Annotated in this window: 16 protein-coding genes; 8 read left to right on the plus strand and 8 right to left on the minus strand. The window is 64.1% G+C overall.

Annotated features, from left to right (window positions below; all coding sequences use genetic code 11):
- Positions 1 to 10 precede the first annotated feature (10 nt).
- From B4400_RS10000 to ipdE1, 3 genes are all read right to left on the minus strand, one after another.
- Positions 11 to 655, minus strand: coding sequence for a TetR/AcrR family transcriptional regulator (locus B4400_RS10000; protein ID WP_170914970.1), 645 nt, complete (start codon positions 653 to 655; stop codon positions 11 to 13).
- A gap of 70 nt (positions 656 to 725) precedes the next feature.
- Positions 726 to 1514: a (5R,7aS)-5-hydroxy-7a-methyl-1-oxo-2,3,5,6,7,7a-hexahydro-1H-indene-carboxyl-CoA reductase gene (ipdF, locus tag B4400_RS10005; RefSeq protein ID WP_078311471.1), complete on the minus strand. Its 789-nt coding sequence runs from the start codon at positions 1512 to 1514 to the stop codon at positions 726 to 728.
- A complete protein-coding gene (ipdE1, locus tag B4400_RS10010) occupies positions 1514 to 2656 on the minus strand; it encodes an acyl-CoA dehydrogenase IpdE1 (protein ID WP_078311642.1) in 1143 nt (380 codons plus the stop codon). Before ipdE1 ends, ipdF begins: the two co-directional genes overlap by 1 nt.
- Positions 2657 to 2755: 99 nt before the next feature.
- Here ipdE1 and B4400_RS10015 point away from each other — a divergent pair, with 99 nt between their 5' ends.
- From B4400_RS10015 to B4400_RS10035, 5 genes are read left to right on the plus strand one after another with little or no spacing between them, the layout of a single operon-like run.
- Positions 2756 to 4327 (plus strand): FadD3 family acyl-CoA ligase, encoded by a 1572-nt coding sequence (locus tag B4400_RS10015; protein WP_078311472.1) that lies wholly within the window; start codon positions 2756 to 2758, stop codon positions 4325 to 4327.
- The gene (locus B4400_RS10020) at positions 4327 to 5478 is read left to right on the plus strand and encodes an acyl-CoA dehydrogenase family protein (protein ID WP_078311473.1); all 1152 of its coding nucleotides are present in this window, start codon (positions 4327 to 4329) and stop codon (positions 5476 to 5478) included. The genes B4400_RS10015 and B4400_RS10020 overlap by 1 nt, the downstream gene beginning before the upstream one ends.
- On the plus strand, positions 5475 to 6443 hold the full coding sequence (locus tag B4400_RS10025; protein WP_078311474.1) for an acyl-CoA dehydrogenase family protein: 969 nt from the start codon (positions 5475 to 5477) through the stop codon (positions 6441 to 6443). The genes B4400_RS10020 and B4400_RS10025 overlap by 4 nt, the downstream gene beginning before the upstream one ends.
- Positions 6440 to 7381, plus strand: a complete 942-nt coding sequence (gene ipdE2, locus B4400_RS10030) for an acyl-CoA dehydrogenase IpdE2 (protein WP_078311475.1) — start codon at positions 6440 to 6442, stop codon at positions 7379 to 7381. The genes B4400_RS10025 and ipdE2 overlap by 4 nt, the downstream gene beginning before the upstream one ends.
- A 22-nt stretch (positions 7382 to 7403) precedes the next feature.
- Positions 7404 to 7778, plus strand: a complete 375-nt coding sequence (locus B4400_RS10035) for a DoxX family protein (protein ID WP_078311476.1) — start codon at positions 7404 to 7406, stop codon at positions 7776 to 7778.
- A gap of 15 nt (positions 7779 to 7793) precedes the next feature.
- Here B4400_RS10035 and arr read toward each other — a convergent pair whose 3' ends face one another.
- The gene (gene arr / locus B4400_RS10040) at positions 7794 to 8219 is read right to left on the minus strand and encodes an NAD(+)--rifampin ADP-ribosyltransferase (RefSeq protein WP_078311477.1); all 426 of its coding nucleotides are present in this window, start codon (positions 8217 to 8219) and stop codon (positions 7794 to 7796) included.
- 144 nt (positions 8220 to 8363) lie between these two features.
- Here arr and B4400_RS10045 point away from each other — a divergent pair, with 144 nt between their 5' ends.
- Positions 8364 to 9635 (plus strand): hypothetical protein, encoded by a 1272-nt coding sequence (locus B4400_RS10045; RefSeq protein ID WP_078311478.1) that lies wholly within the window; start codon positions 8364 to 8366, stop codon positions 9633 to 9635.
- Positions 9636 to 9640: 5 nt separating this feature from the next.
- On the opposite strand, the gene aqpZ is transcribed toward B4400_RS10045, so the two are convergent.
- Positions 9641 to 10399, minus strand: a complete 759-nt coding sequence (aqpZ, locus tag B4400_RS10050; RefSeq protein WP_078311479.1) for an aquaporin Z — start codon at positions 10397 to 10399, stop codon at positions 9641 to 9643.
- A gap of 246 nt (positions 10400 to 10645) precedes the next feature.
- Between aqpZ and B4400_RS10055 the strand changes: the two genes are divergently transcribed.
- Together B4400_RS10055 and B4400_RS10060 are read left to right on the plus strand one after the other, a co-directional pair.
- Entirely contained in the window at positions 10646 to 11020 is a 375-nt protein-coding gene (locus tag B4400_RS10055; RefSeq protein WP_078311480.1) for a hypothetical protein, read from the plus strand.
- An 18-nt stretch (positions 11021 to 11038) separates the two neighbouring features.
- A complete protein-coding gene (locus tag B4400_RS10060) occupies positions 11039 to 12145 on the plus strand; it encodes an agmatine deiminase family protein (RefSeq protein WP_078311481.1) in 1107 nt (368 codons plus the stop codon).
- A 7-nt stretch (positions 12146 to 12152) separates the two neighbouring features.
- Here B4400_RS10060 and fmdA read toward each other — a convergent pair whose 3' ends face one another.
- The 3 genes from fmdA to hsaB all read right to left on the minus strand — a co-directional run bounded on the left by fmdA (position 12153) and on the right by hsaB (position 14363).
- Entirely contained in the window at positions 12153 to 13409 is a 1257-nt protein-coding gene (gene fmdA, locus B4400_RS10065) for a formamidase (protein ID WP_078311482.1), read from the minus strand.
- Positions 13410 to 13423: 14 nt separating this feature from the next.
- Positions 13424 to 13705 (minus strand): zinc ribbon domain-containing protein, encoded by a 282-nt coding sequence (locus tag B4400_RS10070; RefSeq protein WP_078311483.1) that lies wholly within the window; start codon positions 13703 to 13705, stop codon positions 13424 to 13426.
- Between the two features lie 85 nt (positions 13706 to 13790).
- Entirely contained in the window at positions 13791 to 14363 is a 573-nt protein-coding gene (hsaB, locus tag B4400_RS10075; protein ID WP_078311484.1) for a 3-hydroxy-9,10-secoandrosta-1,3,5(10)-triene-9,17-dione monooxygenase reductase subunit, read from the minus strand.
- Position 14364 lies beyond the last annotated feature (1 nt).

Consider the following 14364-nt stretch of genomic DNA (forward strand, 5'->3'; position numbering starts at 1 on the left):
TCTCCTTTGTCTATTCGGGTGACTGAACGGCGTTGTTCGTGGTGATCCCGCCGAGAACTATCGAGAGGTACTGTTCGGCGACTTCCTGCGCCGTGCGTGAACCACCAGGCCGGAACCAGCGCACCGATACCCAGGTCGCATCGCGAATAAACCGGTACACCACGGCCACATCGAGATCCGGGCGGAAGTAGCCCTGCGCAATGCCGTCACGCAGCACTTCCAGCCACAGCTCGCGCTGCTCGGTGTTGAGCTCGTTCAGATAGGCGAACCGCTCCTGCGACAACAGTCGGGGGGCCTCCGCCTGGTAGATGGCGACCTGCGCGTGCTTGCTTTCGATCGCGTCGAACGAAGCAAGAAACAGGCCCTTGAGGGTGTCGACAGGATTCAGGTTGGCCGCCGCGATTTCGCGGTACCGAGTGAACAGTCCCTCCAGGAAGTCGCGGAGCAGCTCGTCCACGATCGCTTCTTTGGAGTCGAAGTGGTGATAGAGGCTGCCGGACAGGATTCCCGCAGCATCGGCGATGTCACGCACCGTGGTGGCCCGCAGACCGCGTTCGGCGAACATGGCGGCCGCAAGGCTCAGCAGCTCGTCACGCCGAGACGGCTGCGATGAGCCGCTTGCGCGAAGAGCGTCCGACTCTCGCACTTCTGCCACGTTGTCCACCTCCCCACTGTATCAACCAAGCGCTTGTTTGGTCACCGTTGAGTGCGCTTCATGGCGCATGTCACGCCCGCTGGCTGGACACCGAGATGACCTCGCCGGTCAGGTAGCTCGAGTAATCGCTGGCCAGGAAGGCAATGGTGGAAGCGATCTCCCATGGCTCGGCGGCACGACCGAATGCCTCATCGGAGGACAGTTTGTCCAGTAGATCCGAGGACGTCACCTTGTCGAGGAATTTGTGCCGGGCAATGCTCGGGGCGACGGCGTTGATGCGTACCCCATGCTCGACGGCCTCGATGGCACTGCACCGGGTGAGCGCCATGACGCCGGCCTTCGCGGCGGCGTAGTGCGACTGTCCGTACTGCGCACGCCAGCCCAACACGCTCGCGTTGTTGACGATGACGCCGCCGTGGCCGGCCTCGCGGAAATACCGCAGCGCCGCACGGGTCGCACGGAAGGTGGAGGTAAGGGTGACGTCGAGAACCCGGTCCCACTGCTCGTCGGTCATATCGGCGACGGGGGTCTCACCACCGAGTCCCGCATTGTTGACCAGCACGTCGATACGGCCAAGTGCCGCGACGGATTCGGTGATCAGCGCATCCACAGCTTCGGTGGAGGTGACATCACACACCACCGCGGCCACCTTGCCCAGCCCGAGCGCCGCGAGCTCGTCGCGGGTCTCGGTAAGGCGACGCTCGTGGTAGTCGGAGACGACGACATCGGCCCCCTCGGCCAGAGCACGGCGCGCCGTGGAGGATCCGATACCCGTGCCCGCCGCGGCCGTGATGACAACCGCCTTGCCCTTCAGAAGTCCGTGTCCGGCAATCTCTTCCGGTGCCTGCGACAAGCTCACTAGCGCGCCTCTCTGGGTAAACCGAGCACCCGCTCGGAGATGATGTTGCGTTGGATCTCGTTGGAACCGCCATAGATCGTGTCGGCGCGCGAGAAGAGGAACAACCGCTGCCATTCGTCCATCTCACCGTCATCGGTCAACAGGGTCGACTTTCCGATGATCTCCATCGCAAGTTCGCCCAGATCGCGATGCCAGTTGGCCCACAACAGCTTTGACACGTTGTCCTGACCGGGCCGCTCCTCGTCCATTGTGGCCAGCGCATAGGCACGCATGGCGCGAAGCCCTACATAGGCTTGCGCAAGACGCTCCCGGATCGCCGGATCGTCCGCCGCACCGTTGGACTTGGCGAGCCCGGCCAGCCGGGAAAGTTCACGGGCATAGGTGATCTGGTTACCCAGCGTCGAGACACCGCGTTCGAAGGTCAGGGTGCCCATAGCGACCCGCCAGCCATCGCCGGGCTCTCCGACCACCAGATCAGCGGCGGTACGCGCGTTGTCGAAGAACACCTCATTGAACTCCGAGGTGCTGGTCAGCTGGATGATCGGCCGAATCTCGACCCCCGGCTGATCGAGGGGCACAAGCAGATACGACAGGCCCTTATGCCGCGCCGATCCGGGTTCGGTACGCGCGATCACGAAGCACCACTGCGACTGCAGGGCCAGGGAGGTCCACACCTTCTGCCCGTTGATCACCCATTCATCACCGTCGAGCACCGCGGTGGTGGATACATTCGCCAGGTCCGACCCCGCACCGGGTTCCGAATAGCCCTGACACCACAGCTCGGTGACATCGCGGATGGCCGGAAGGAAGCGCTGCTGCTGCCCGGGGGTGCCATAGGCGATGAGCGTCGGACCGAGGAGCTCCTCGCCGAGGTGGTTCACCTTGTGCGGCGCCTCGGCCCGCGCGTACTCCTCGTAGAAGATGACGCGCTGGCTCACGGTGGCGCCGCGTCCCCCGTGCTCGACGGGCCAGCCCAGGCAGGTCCAGCCCGCGGCGGCCAGGTGGCGGTTCCAGGCGAGGCGCTCGTCGAAGGCTTCATGCTCGCTGCCGGGGCCACCAAGGCCCTTCAGCTCGGCGAACTCACCGACAAGGTTCTCGGCCAGCCATTCCCGGATCTCGGTACGCACCTGATCATCGGACATCTCCGATAACGGACGCTCGGAAGCCGCTTGGAACTCACCCACACATGTAGGCTAACCTACCAAGCACTTGCTTGTTATTGGAAGGTGGGTCGGACGCGTATGGAGTCGGCGCAGCAGACACCCGAGCCCACCATTCCGGCCGCGTTAGACCAGGCAGAAGCCCGTTTTGGTGATCGCGATGCCCTCTATGCCGACGGCTCGTGGCTGTCCTTTTCCGAACTTCGCACCCGCGTCAGGCGCTTCGCGGCGGCGCTGATCGCCCTCGACATCAAGCACGGAGACCGGGTGGCCATCTGGTCTCCCAACTCGTGGCACTGGCCCATCGCCTGCCTGGGCGCGCAGTACGCCGGAGCCGTCGTCGTCCCGATGAATACCCGGTACACGGTCGACGAGGCGACGGACATCTTGCAGCGCAGCGAGGCTCGCGTGCTGGTGTCGGTGGGAGTCTTCCTCGGTTCGGATCGAATCACTCAACTGGACACCGCGACGCTCCCCGATCTCGCCCATGTCGTGCGGGTCGCGGTGGAAGCCGGCGATCACGCCAATTGGGACGAATTCGTCGCGCACGGAGATGACGTGAGCGACGAGGACATCGATGCGCGGAAGTCGTCGGTGAGTTCCGAAGACATCAGCGACATCCTTTTCACCTCCGGCACCACCGGACGCAGCAAGGGTGTGCTCTGCATGCACCGCCAACCACTGGCGGCCTCCCTGGCGTGGGCTACCTATGGAGAATTCACCGAGAACGATCGGTATCTGTGTGTCAATCCGTTCTTTCATAATTTCGGATACAAGGCGGGCATCCTGGCCTGTCTGCAGACGGGCGCGGCGCTCATGCCACAGCTGACCTTCGACCCCGAAAAGGCAATGGCCGCAGTCCAGGAACACAAGATCACCGTGTTGCCGGGCGCACCCACTATCTTCCAGATGCTGCTCGACCACCCCGCCCGTAAAAACTATGACCTGACCTCACTGCGGTACTCCGTGACGGGTGCGGCCGTTGTCCCGGTGGTGCTCATCGAGCGCATGCAATCCGAGCTGGATTTCGATCTGGTGCTTACCGCGTACGGCCTCACCGAGACTCAGGGCTTCGCCACGATCTGCCGCTCCGATGACGACGCGGTGACCGTCGCGACCACCTGCGGACGTCCGATGATCGGCTACGAGCTGCGGATCGACGGCGCGCAGAAGCCGGGCGACGAGGGCGAAGTGCTGCTGCGCAGTGCCAACGTCATGAAGGGCTATCTCGACGATCCCCAGGCCACCGCCGAGACCATCGACTCGGCTGGCTGGTTGCATACCGGCGATATCGGAAAGCTCGACGAGCGCGGCAACCTCACCATCACCGACCGGCTCAAGGACATGTACATCTGCGGCGGGTTCAACGTGTATCCCGCCGAGATCGAACAGGTGCTGATGCGGCTCGACGGTGTAGCGGACGTTGCCGTGATAGGAGTGCCCGACGCGCGGCTTGGCGAAGTTGGGAAGGCCTACATCGTGCGCAGGCCCGGCGCGTCCCTCGACGCTCAGGCCGTCATCGATTACAGCGCAGCGCATGTGGCGAACTTCAAGAAACCGCGGTTCGTCGAGTTTCTCGACGAACTTCCCCGCAACCTGGGCGGCAAGGTGGTCAAACCCACCCTGCGCGCCATGCATGAGGAGTCTGCGTAATGGACCTGTTGCTTGACGACGAGACCGAGGCTTTCCGGGCGGAGGTGCGCGAGTTCCTCGCCGCCAACACCCCGAATCCGCCGCTACCCTCCTATGACTCACCCGAAGGCGCTGTACTGCACCGCCAGTGGGAGCGGACCCTCTATGACGCGGGCTTCTCCGCGGTGTCCTGGCCCAAGGAGTACGGCGGCCGCGATGTCAGCCTGCTGCAGTGGGTGATCTTCGAGGAGGAGTACTTCAAGGCAGGAGCCCCCGCGCGTATCAGCCAGAACGGCATGTTCCTGCTGGGGCCCACGCTGTTCGCGCACGGCAGCAAGGACCAGCTGGATCGCATTCTCCCCAAGATGGCCAACGGCGAGGAGATCTGGGCACAAGCCTGGTCGGAGCCGGAGTCGGGAAGCGATCTGGCATCGCTGCGCTCCCCCGCCCGCAAGGTGGACGGGGGCTGGCGCTTGTCCGGGCAGAAGATCTGGAGCTCACGAGCGCCGTTCGCGGACAGGGCATTCGGGCTCTGGCGCTCCGACCCGGAATCGCAGCGCCACCAGGGTTTGACGTACTTCATGTTCGACCTCAAGGCCGAGGGCGTCACTGTCCGCCCCATCCCCCAGCTCGACGGCGATCCCGGTTTCGCCGAGATCTTCCTGGACGACGTCTTCGTCCCCGACGAGGATGTCATCGGTGCTGTGCACGACGGCTGGCGGGTGGCCATGAGCACGTCGAGCAATGAGCGCGGCATGTCACTGCGTAGCCCCGGCCGCTTCCTGGCCACCGCCGACAGGCTGGTGGATCTGTGGAAATCGGTTCCGGAGAACGGGTTCGCGTCCGAGCGAGTCGCGGACGCCTGGATCGCCGCGCAGGCCTACCGGCTGCATACCTTCGGCACCGTCACCCGGCTGTCCGGCGGCGGCGAGCTCGGTGCCGAATCCTCGATCACCAAGGTGTTCTGGTCCGAGCTGGATGTCGCCCTGCACGAGACGGCGATCGACCTGCGTGACGCCGACGGCGAGCTCACCGGACCATGGACAGACGGGTACCTGTTCTCCCTCGGCGGTCCGATTTACGCTGGCACCAACGAGATTCAGCGCAACATCATCGCCGAGCGGATTCTGGGCCTCCCCAAGGAAAGCGCTCGCACGGGAGGTGCCAAGTGAGGTTCGATCTGGACACGCAGCAGCGAGATTTCGCGGCAAGCATCGACGCGGCCCTGGGGTCCGCCGATGTTCCCGGCGCGGCTCGCGCGTGGGCAACCGGCAACCATGAACCCGGGCTCGCGGTGTGGTCGACATTGTCCGATCTCGGTGTCACCGCCCTCGCGGTCTCCGAAAAGTACGGCGGCATCGGCGCCCATCCCGTCGATCTCGTTGTCGCGCTGGAAGGTCTAGGCAAGTGGGCGGTACCGGGACCAGTCGTCGAGTCCCTTGCGGTGGCACCAATCCTGCTCGCCGAGGATGAGAACGGAGCTGAGCGTTCCTCACAACTGGCCTCCGGAGAACTCATCGCCACCGTGGCCGCACCTCCCATGACGCCACGCGCGCTCGATGCGGATGTTGCGGGGCTGGTGCTCATCGCCGACGACATCGGGTTCCGCGAGGCCCAGGCCGGCACGCAGCACGAGTCGATCGACGCCACCCGCCGGGTGTTCGACGTAACACCGGCAGGCGGCGGCGTCTCTCTGGACACCAGCCGCGCGATCAACTTTGGTGTGCTTGCGATTTCGGCGCAGCTTGTCGGTCTGGGGCAGTCACTACTGGACCGCGCTGTGGAGTATGCCAAGCAGCGTTCGCAGTTCGGGCGGCCGATCGGGTCCTATCAGGCCGTCAAGCACAAACTGGCCGATGTCCACATCGCACTGGAGCTGGCCCGCCCGTTGGTGTACGGCGCGGCGTTATCCGTGGCCGAGGACTCTCCCACCGCCGCACGCGATGTGAGTGCCGCGAAGGTCGCTGCCGGCAAGGCCGCTTACCTTGCCGGGCGATCCTCCCTGCAGACCCACGGCGCCATCGGCTTCACCGCCGAATACGACCTGTCACTGTGGATCCTCAAGGTGCGGGCACTGATGTCGGCCTGGGGCACACCGGAATGGCACCGTGCGCGCGTGCTTGGAGCGCTCGCATGAGTTCCGAACGGCAGATGCTGCGTGACACCGTCCGCTCTTTGGTGACCAAGCGAGCCGACTCGGCCGCGGTGCGCAAGGCGATGGAATCCGAACGCGGCTACGACGAGAGCCTGTGGACCGTTCTGTGCGAACAGGTAGGTGCCGCGGCGTTGTTGGTTCCCGAGGAATTGGGCGGTGCCGGGGGCGAGCTCGCGGACGCGGCCGTCGTGGTGGAGGAGCTCGGCCGCGGGCTCGTGCCCAGCCCGCTGATGGGCACGCTGTGGGCACAGCTCGCTCTCCTGGGCGCCGGGTACGAAGGTGAGCTGCTGGAATCGTTGGCCTCCGGTGAATCGATCGGTGCAGTGGCCTTCGACCCGGGATATGTCGTCAATGGAGCCAACGCCGACGTAGTGCTCATCCTGGACGGCGATGACGTGCACCGAGCGGAGAACATCACCGCTACGCCGCTGTCCACCATGGATCCCACCCGTCGGCTGGCCGCGGTCGCGGTCGGCGGAAGCGAACCGATCGGCAGTGCCGCGGGACTGATCGACAAGGCCGGGCTGCTGCTGGCCGCCGAGCAGGTGGGCGCGGCGGCGCGTGCGCTGGAACTCACCGTCGAGTACACCAAGACGCGGGTCCAGTTCGGACGCGCGATCGGCAGCTTCCAGGCTCTCAAACACCGGATGGCCGACCTGTACGTGCTGGTGGAGTCGGCACGCGCGACCGTTTATCAGGCCATCCACGATCTCACTACCGAGGCCGCGACCGTGGCGAGAATCAAAGCCAGCGAGGCACTTTCGATTGTGGCCGGTGAATCGATCCAGTTGCATGGTGGTATCGCCATCACCTGGGAGCACGACGCCCACCTGTACTTCAAGCGCGCACACGGCAGCGCGCTGCTCCTGGGAACACCGCGTCAGCTACTCCCAAGTCTGGAGAGCGCCGCGGGACTGTAGGTTCCCGGCCTAGACTCCGGGCATGGAGACCACAGCCAGCCCCTGGCCCGCCTACCGGCTCGCCGCCGTGCTCCTCGGTGTCGGCGTCGTACATTTCGTCGCCCCTAAACCCTTCGATGACATCGTCCCGACCGAACTGCCTGGTGAGGCCCGGTTCTACACGTACGCCTCGGGTGTTGCCGAGCTCGGAACCGGTGCGCTTCTGCTGGCCCCGAAGACACGCAGGCTTGGCGGCACCCTCGCAGCGCTGCTGTTCATCGCCGTCTTCCCCGCGAATATCAACATGGCGCGGCAGTGGTGGGACAAGCCATGGCCGCTGCGACTGGGGGCGCTTGCCCGGTTGCCGTTGCAGATCCCGATGATCACCGAGGCACTCAAGGTGCGACGTACGGGGTAGTCGCTTCGTCGTGTTCTAGTCATAGATGACGGCATTTCCCGTGCGCTGAAGGTCGGCTAGCCCCGCCCGAAAGGTCTCCATGAATTCGGGCGGGGGCCCTTCCCAGTCCGCGACCTCACCCACGATGCGTACGGGTTCGCGGGTGCGGTACGAGTGGGTCGGATTCCCAGGGAACTTCTTGTCCGTGACGTTCGGATCGTCTTCGAGAGTGCCCTCCGGCTCCACGATGTAGACATGGCCCCTGCCCTCGCCTTTGGCCATCATGGCCGCCAACCCCGCGCCAATCAATGTCCTCGTCACGTAGACGTGGTTCATGATGCGGCCTTCCTCGTAGTTCGACAGATGCCCGGCGGTCAACAGATCGCCTATCTCCAGGGCGGCCTTGGTGCCATGGAAGTACGCGCCCGACTCGTGCGCCTCGAAAAAGTTCGGCATCGTCATACCCGTTCCCATCAGTCGACATTCGTGGTCGCAGGATTCTGCGCCACGGTGGGGGTCTTGCCGCAAGCCCCCCTTCATGCCATATTTTGAAAGGAGACAAGCCAAAAGGTTGACCCCGCAATCGCTCAGTGGTCGGCTTGACCCATGCCGCTGCAGATATCCGACCGCGAACGCGAAGCCCTGGCGCAGGTCACTACATTCCCGCTGCTGGCAGCGATCACCGGGCGCCGGTCACGACGATTCCCCCTCGGCGGGCGCATCCCCGACGGTCCGCTCGCGTACACCAGCGCTCATCCCGTCAGACCGATATCGGAAGTCGAACGGGCACTGATTCTTTCGGTGGTCGGGGGCGTCACCGGGTGGCACTACGGCATCACCTATCACCCCGGATACGCCCCCGCATTCCCGAACTATTCCGGCACCGCGACCGGACGCACCTTCCCCTCCGCGGCGGGTTTTCACACCAGCCAGCTCTTCTTCACCGATGACACCGGGATCTACCTGCTGCCGACACGCGATGAACCCCCTCGGGAGTTCACGTCCATCGAGGACTGGATCACCCACACCGCCGACTCCTACGTGCGGATCTCGGACAAACGCCTGGAATTACCGCGGGAAGAGCCGTACATGGAGGGCCACAACATCTGGATCGGAAATCACCCGGGCAGCCTGCTGGCCTTCCCGGTCGCCGATCTGGCAGAACACCTGATCGCCAACCTGTCCTTCTTTGCCGCGAATGGCTATCTGGTCTACGACGATGTCAACAACCGGAGCATCCCTGGCACCGAAAAGTTCAGCAGCTTAAGGAATTACGACGACCCCATTCCGCTGTCCTTCGTGGAGCAGTACACGCTCACCGAGGCCAGCGCCGAACTGGCCACCGCAACCCACAACGGGGTGCTCCTCCTTCAGGCGCTCGGGCTGGGCGGCTGGATGTTCGACGGTCTCGACCGGCTGTCGGTGCTCGGCGGCTCCGGCGACCCGCGCGCGCCCGGTATCGGGTTCCGTTCCGACAACGATGACCGGTGGCCATTTCCGAACGCCACCGGTCTGGATGGATTCTTCGAAACCCTCAGTCCCCCGCACGTGCCGACGGTCGCAGCGGGCGTCCAGAAGTACATCGAGCGTAAATACGGCCCCGGCGGGCCCTTCCACCCCGATACCCCCGGCGCTTGGGCAGATTCGCGCACGGTGCGCGCGGCCGCCCTACCGGCCGAGGCGATCCAGGAGATCGTCACGACGGAGGCCTCCTACGTCTACGACACCTTCGGAAAGATTCCCGGCACCGTTCCCACCGTGCACACCCTGATGTATCTGCAGGCGCAAAACATCGACCTGGACTTCTACGACACGCACTTCGGCTCCGGCGCCTACCTGTCGACGCATGCCGAACACGCCAGCCGCTGGTACGGCTAGCGTGTTCAGTCCTGTTCGGTGACCAGCCCCAAGTTTCTGTTGTCGAACAAGAACGGGTACAGGAGACCGCCAGCCAGACCGCCGATCAGTGGCGCCACCCAGAACAGCCACAGCTGCCCGGGCGCCGCACCGCCGTTGAAGAAGGCGACGGCAGTCGACCGGGCCGGATTCACCGACGTATTGCTGATCGGAATCGAGATCAGATGAATCAGCGTGAGACACAAACCAATTGCGAGCGGACCGAATCCCTTGGGCGCACCTGCGTCGGTGGCGCCCAGGATCACCATGATGAACACCGCGGTAAGCACAATCTCGGTAACCAGTACGGCCGTCAGAGAATAATGGTCGGGCGAATGCTCACCGTAGCCGTTGGCCGCCATGTTCCCCGTGGCCTCGAAACCCGGCTTACCCCGCGCGATGTACCACAGCGCGGTGCCCGCAAGCAGACCGCCGAGCACCTGCGCCACCCAGTAACCGGGCAGCTCCTTAGCGGGTAGACGCCCACCGACCACCGCTCCGAGCGTCACCGCCGGGTTGAAGTGCCCGCCCGAGATATGACCTACCGCGTAAGCCATGGTCACGACCGTCAACCCGAAGGCCAACGCAACGCCGAGGAAACCGATGCCCAATTGGATCGCGCCCGTACTTCCTTCTCCTGCATCGGCGACGTTCTTGGCAGCGAATATGGCGCTGCCACAACCGCCTAAAACCAGCCAGAACGTGCCGAAGAACTCGGCCAGCAATTTGGTGCTCGTCTTGGTCACCGTCGGATCCCTTCGTTAGGAAGAACTCGAGTGATCTTGATTACAGCAATGCAAGGTCGAAACCCACAGCCACTTATCAGAAACGGTTGGGTCACGAATTCTGGTGGCGCCCAGTAGCTCAATGGACAAGAACAGGTGCAGCCACCGTGCTCGAGACCAGGGGCATCACCTGCCCGCCGCATCGAGACACCGACCCCTCTAGCATTTGCTGCACGCGGTATGGTGACTGTATGACCAGGGGATCCGATGGACTTTGAACTGCGCTACGACCGCTGGTATTTGCCGCTCGCGACGGCATTCCTGATGGGCCGCAAGCGCACGAGCATCCGGGTTGCGGACGGCGCGCTCACTGTCAAGCACGGATGGGCCTTCTCTATCCAGATCCCGCTGACGAGCATCCGATCGGCAAAAGCTCGCGAGGAGAAGCCGTTCGCCTGGGGGGTGCACCCCAGCGGCACCGGCTGGCTCGTCAACGGCTCACGCTGCGGCATTGTCGACATCCAATACTCCCCGCCCATCAAACCTAAGGCGCCCATGTCGTTCGGCGCGGTCGGCGGCCTGCAGCTCAGCGTCACCGACCCGGAGGGGCTCATCGCGGCCCTGCGCCCCCACGCGGCATAACTTGGCACAATCCTGGTTATGCGCCGACGACACTTGCTCCAACTCGGAGCGGGAGTGGCAGCGGGCCTCGCGCTGACTTCCTGTGCCGATGAACGCGACGACAATGATGGTGACGTGAGCGACGGCGAGACCTGGCGCATGCCCGACGAGGGCGAACCACACCTGCGAACCTGGATGGCCTTCGGCGCCAGTGACGAGATCTGGGGCCGAAGGCTGAACCCAGAGGTCCAGCAAAATCTGGGCTCGATCGCCCAAGCCATCGCACAGTTCGAACCGGTGTCGATGCTGGTGCGACCGCAGGAGATCGAACTGGCGCGCCAATTGGCCGGACCTAATGTGGAATTGGTTCCCGCACCCTTGGACGATCTGTGGATCCGTGACAGCGGTCCGGTGTTCGTCCGCAACGACACCGGCAAGGCAGCTGTTGACTTCAACTTCAACGGCTGGGGCAACAAACAGAAGCACGACTCCGACGCCAAGGTCGCCGCCGAGGTCGCCAAGCGCGCTGGAGTACGGGTCCTTCACACCGATCTCGTGCTCGAGGGCGGCGGGATCGAAGTCGATGGTGAGGGCACCGCGATCATCACCGAAAGCTGCGTTCTCAACAACAACCGCAACCGGGGACGCTCCAAAAAAGATGTCGAGGCGGAGCTACGGCGACTACTTGGTCTGCAAAAGATCATTTGGCTGCCGGGTATCGCGGGCATGGACATCACCGATGGGCACACCGATTTCTACGCGCGATTCGCCGGACCGGGCGTGGTAGTCGCGGGGCTGGATAACGACCCCGACTCGTTCGACTACGACGTAACACGTGAGCATCTCACGATCCTGGAAAAGGCGACGGACGCGGCCGGACGCCCTCTGCGTGTGGAAGTGCTCGAAGCACCCGAGCAGGGGCGTGATGACTTCGAGTCAAAGGATTTCGCCGCGGGCTACATCAACTTCTATGTGTGCAACGGCGGCGTCATCGCACCCGAATTCGGAGACCCGGACGCCGACGCGGCGGCCAAATCCACCCTGGAAGCCGTCTTTCCCGACCGTCGGATCGTGCAGCTCGATATCGACGGTATTGCCGCCGGTGGCGGTGGCATCCACTGCGCCACCCAGCAAGAACTCCGATAGCGCTGACTCAGTGCGCAACCGATCGCGGCGCACCCGGCCCGGCGTCGATCTGCACCGGGCCCGTGGCCGAGGGCGTCACCGGGAAGTCGAATATCGCCGTCGGAATATACACAGTGGCACAGGAATTCGGGATATCGACGACGCCGGACAGTCGGCCTTCGATGGGTGCGGCGCCCAGTAGAAGATAGGCCTGCTCCGGGCTATAGCCGAACTTGGTCAAGTAATCGATGGCGTGCAGACAAGCGCGCTGGTACGCCAAATGTGAATCCAGGTAACGCTGTTCGTCGTCAAGGGTGACCGACGTCCCCGAGAACGCCAACCACTGCGAATACTGCGGATCGGTATTACCTGGCATGAAGATCGCGTTTTCTGACACCCCATAGGTGTCCATACCTCCCTTGAGGACGTCGACATGCAAGTCGATGAAGCCACCCATCTCGATGGCCCCACAGAAGGTGATCTCGCCGTCGCCCTGGGAGAAGTGCAAGTCGCCGACCGACAGCTTTCCGCCCGGCACGAACACCGGGTAAAACACCCTGCTGCCCTTGGTCAGGTTCTTGATGTCCTGATTGCCACCGTTCTCCCGGGGTGGCGCGGTCCGGGCCGCCTCAGCCGCCGCTCTCTCGAAGGTTTCCCCGGTAAGCCCGCCAAGTACCGCATCCCGTGGCTCCGGCGGAAGTGCCAGCGCGGGAACACGGTTGGGATCTGTGGCGATCAGCGCACCCTCACGGGCGTTCCACCTCGCCAGCAGTTCCGCCGATGGCGCCGTCCCCATCAACCCTGGATGCACAATCCCGGTAAAGCTGACCCCAGGCACATGGCGGGAGGTGGCGGTTTGACCTGAGAAGTCCCAAATCGCCTTGTACGCATCGGGAAACTGCTCGGTGAGGAATCCGCCACCGTTGGTCGTCGGGAAGATGCCGGTGTAACCCCACCCCTGGCCGGCCAGCGGCCCGGAGTCTTCCTGCGGGATGGGACCCACATCCAGGATATCGACGATCAGCAGGTCTCCCGGCTGTGCCCCCTCCACCGAGAACGGTCCCGACAAAGCGTGCACCGTGGTCAGTGGGGCATCACGGATGTCGTCGGCGGAGTCGTCGTTGCGAATCGCGCCGTCGAACCATTCGCGGCAATGCACACGGAAGGAAGTACCGGGCTTCACGACCGCTGCCGGCGGAATGTCCGGGTGCCACCGGTTGTGCCCGATGATCTGTTGTTCGGTGAATTTCTTGCTCGAATCCAGCGGGAACAACACTTCGGGCATGGCAGTCCTTCCGGTCAGGGGCGGGGTAGTTTGCGATGCAAGGGATTTGATGTCACCGGCGCTGATCGGCGCAGGGGAGGCGGCGCGGAAACCACGGGCGGCTCACTGGCACTGCGCTGGGTGGCATCGAGCAAGCGCATGCGCGACGAGGAACCACGGCTCATTCCGGCGATGCCGAAAAGCCGTCGTGCCGACGCGGGGCAGCCGGGGCACGGCACCGTATCGGGGGCCGTGGCCATCGGAAATTTACGCGAGGTATCGCCACAGTTCGTGCACCGATACTCATACAACGCCATGACCCGCCCTCACCGAGGTAGCACCTGGAGCTGTGACGTTACGCCGGATTGGCCAGGCCCGCACAGGAAACGAGCGGAGGGCAGGTTACAGCCAGGTGTCCTCGGTGGTGGCGGTGAGGAAAGCCTCCAGGTCGTTGCGCCAATCGGCGGGCGTGGTCTTGTCGGGCTCGATGCCGGTGTACTGCCCTCGGTAGAACAGCAACGGCCGGGTGGCTGTCGGGTTCTCGGGAATCTCACTCAATTCGTTGACCGACCCGAACACCACCCAGTGATCCCCGCCGTCGTGAACGGTGGCAACCTCGCAGTCGATGTGCGCAAGCGATCCGTTGATGATCGGCGATCCGAGACCAGAGGGACGCCAATCGATTCCACCGAACTTGTCCGGCTCCCGCGAACCGAATCGCGCCGAGACCTCCCGCTGGTCCTCCCCGAGGACATTCACGCAGAACTTGCCCGAGGCCTCTATCGCCGCCCAGGACCGCGACTGCTTGGTCGGACAGAACAGCACCAGCGGCGGCTCCAACGACAGCGCCGCGAACGACTGACAGGCAAAACCCACCGGTACGTCCTCATGCGTCGTGGTGATGATGGTGACGCCGGTACAGAACTGCCCCAGCACATTCCGGAATGCCCTGGGGTCGATCTGCGATGCGGGCATC

The sequence above is a fragment of the Mycobacterium sp. D16Q13 genome, from assembly GCF_002013375.1.
In the GTDB taxonomy this organism is placed as follows: Bacteria; Actinomycetota; Actinomycetes; order Mycobacteriales; family Mycobacteriaceae; genus Mycobacterium.

Excerpts from the sequence above, each read along its gene's own strand:
- B4400_RS10045 (WP_078311478.1), top strand. The coding sequence starts at position 8,364 with ATGCCGCTGCAGATATCCGACCGCGAACGCGAAGCCCTGGCGCAGGTC.
- hsaB (WP_078311484.1), bottom strand. The coding sequence starts at position 14,363 with ATGCCCGCATCGCAGATCGACCCCAGGGCATTCCGGAATGTGCTGGGG.
- ipdE1 (WP_078311642.1), bottom strand. The coding sequence starts at position 2,656 with ATGTCCGATGATCAGGTGCGTACCGAGATCCGGGAATGGCTGGCCGAG.
- B4400_RS10035 (WP_078311476.1), top strand. The coding sequence starts at position 7,404 with ATGGAGACCACAGCCAGCCCCTGGCCCGCCTACCGGCTCGCCGCCGTG.
- fmdA (WP_078311482.1), bottom strand. The coding sequence starts at position 13,409 with ATGCCCGAAGTGTTGTTCCCGCTGGATTCGAGCAAGAAATTCACCGAA.
- B4400_RS10015 (WP_078311472.1), top strand. The coding sequence starts at position 2,756 with ATGGAGTCGGCGCAGCAGACACCCGAGCCCACCATTCCGGCCGCGTTA.
- B4400_RS10060 (WP_078311481.1), top strand. The coding sequence starts at position 11,039 with ATGCGCCGACGACACTTGCTCCAACTCGGAGCGGGAGTGGCAGCGGGC.
- arr (WP_078311477.1), bottom strand. The coding sequence starts at position 8,219 with ATGACGATGCCGAACTTTTTCGAGGCGCACGAGTCGGGCGCGTACTTC.
- B4400_RS10055 (WP_078311480.1), top strand. The coding sequence starts at position 10,646 with ATGGACTTTGAACTGCGCTACGACCGCTGGTATTTGCCGCTCGCGACG.
- B4400_RS10070 (WP_078311483.1), bottom strand. The coding sequence starts at position 13,705 with ATGGCGTTGTATGAGTATCGGTGCACGAACTGTGGCGATACCTCGCGT.
- B4400_RS10020 (WP_078311473.1), top strand. The coding sequence starts at position 4,327 with ATGGACCTGTTGCTTGACGACGAGACCGAGGCTTTCCGGGCGGAGGTG.
- ipdE2 (WP_078311475.1), top strand. The coding sequence starts at position 6,440 with ATGAGTTCCGAACGGCAGATGCTGCGTGACACCGTCCGCTCTTTGGTG.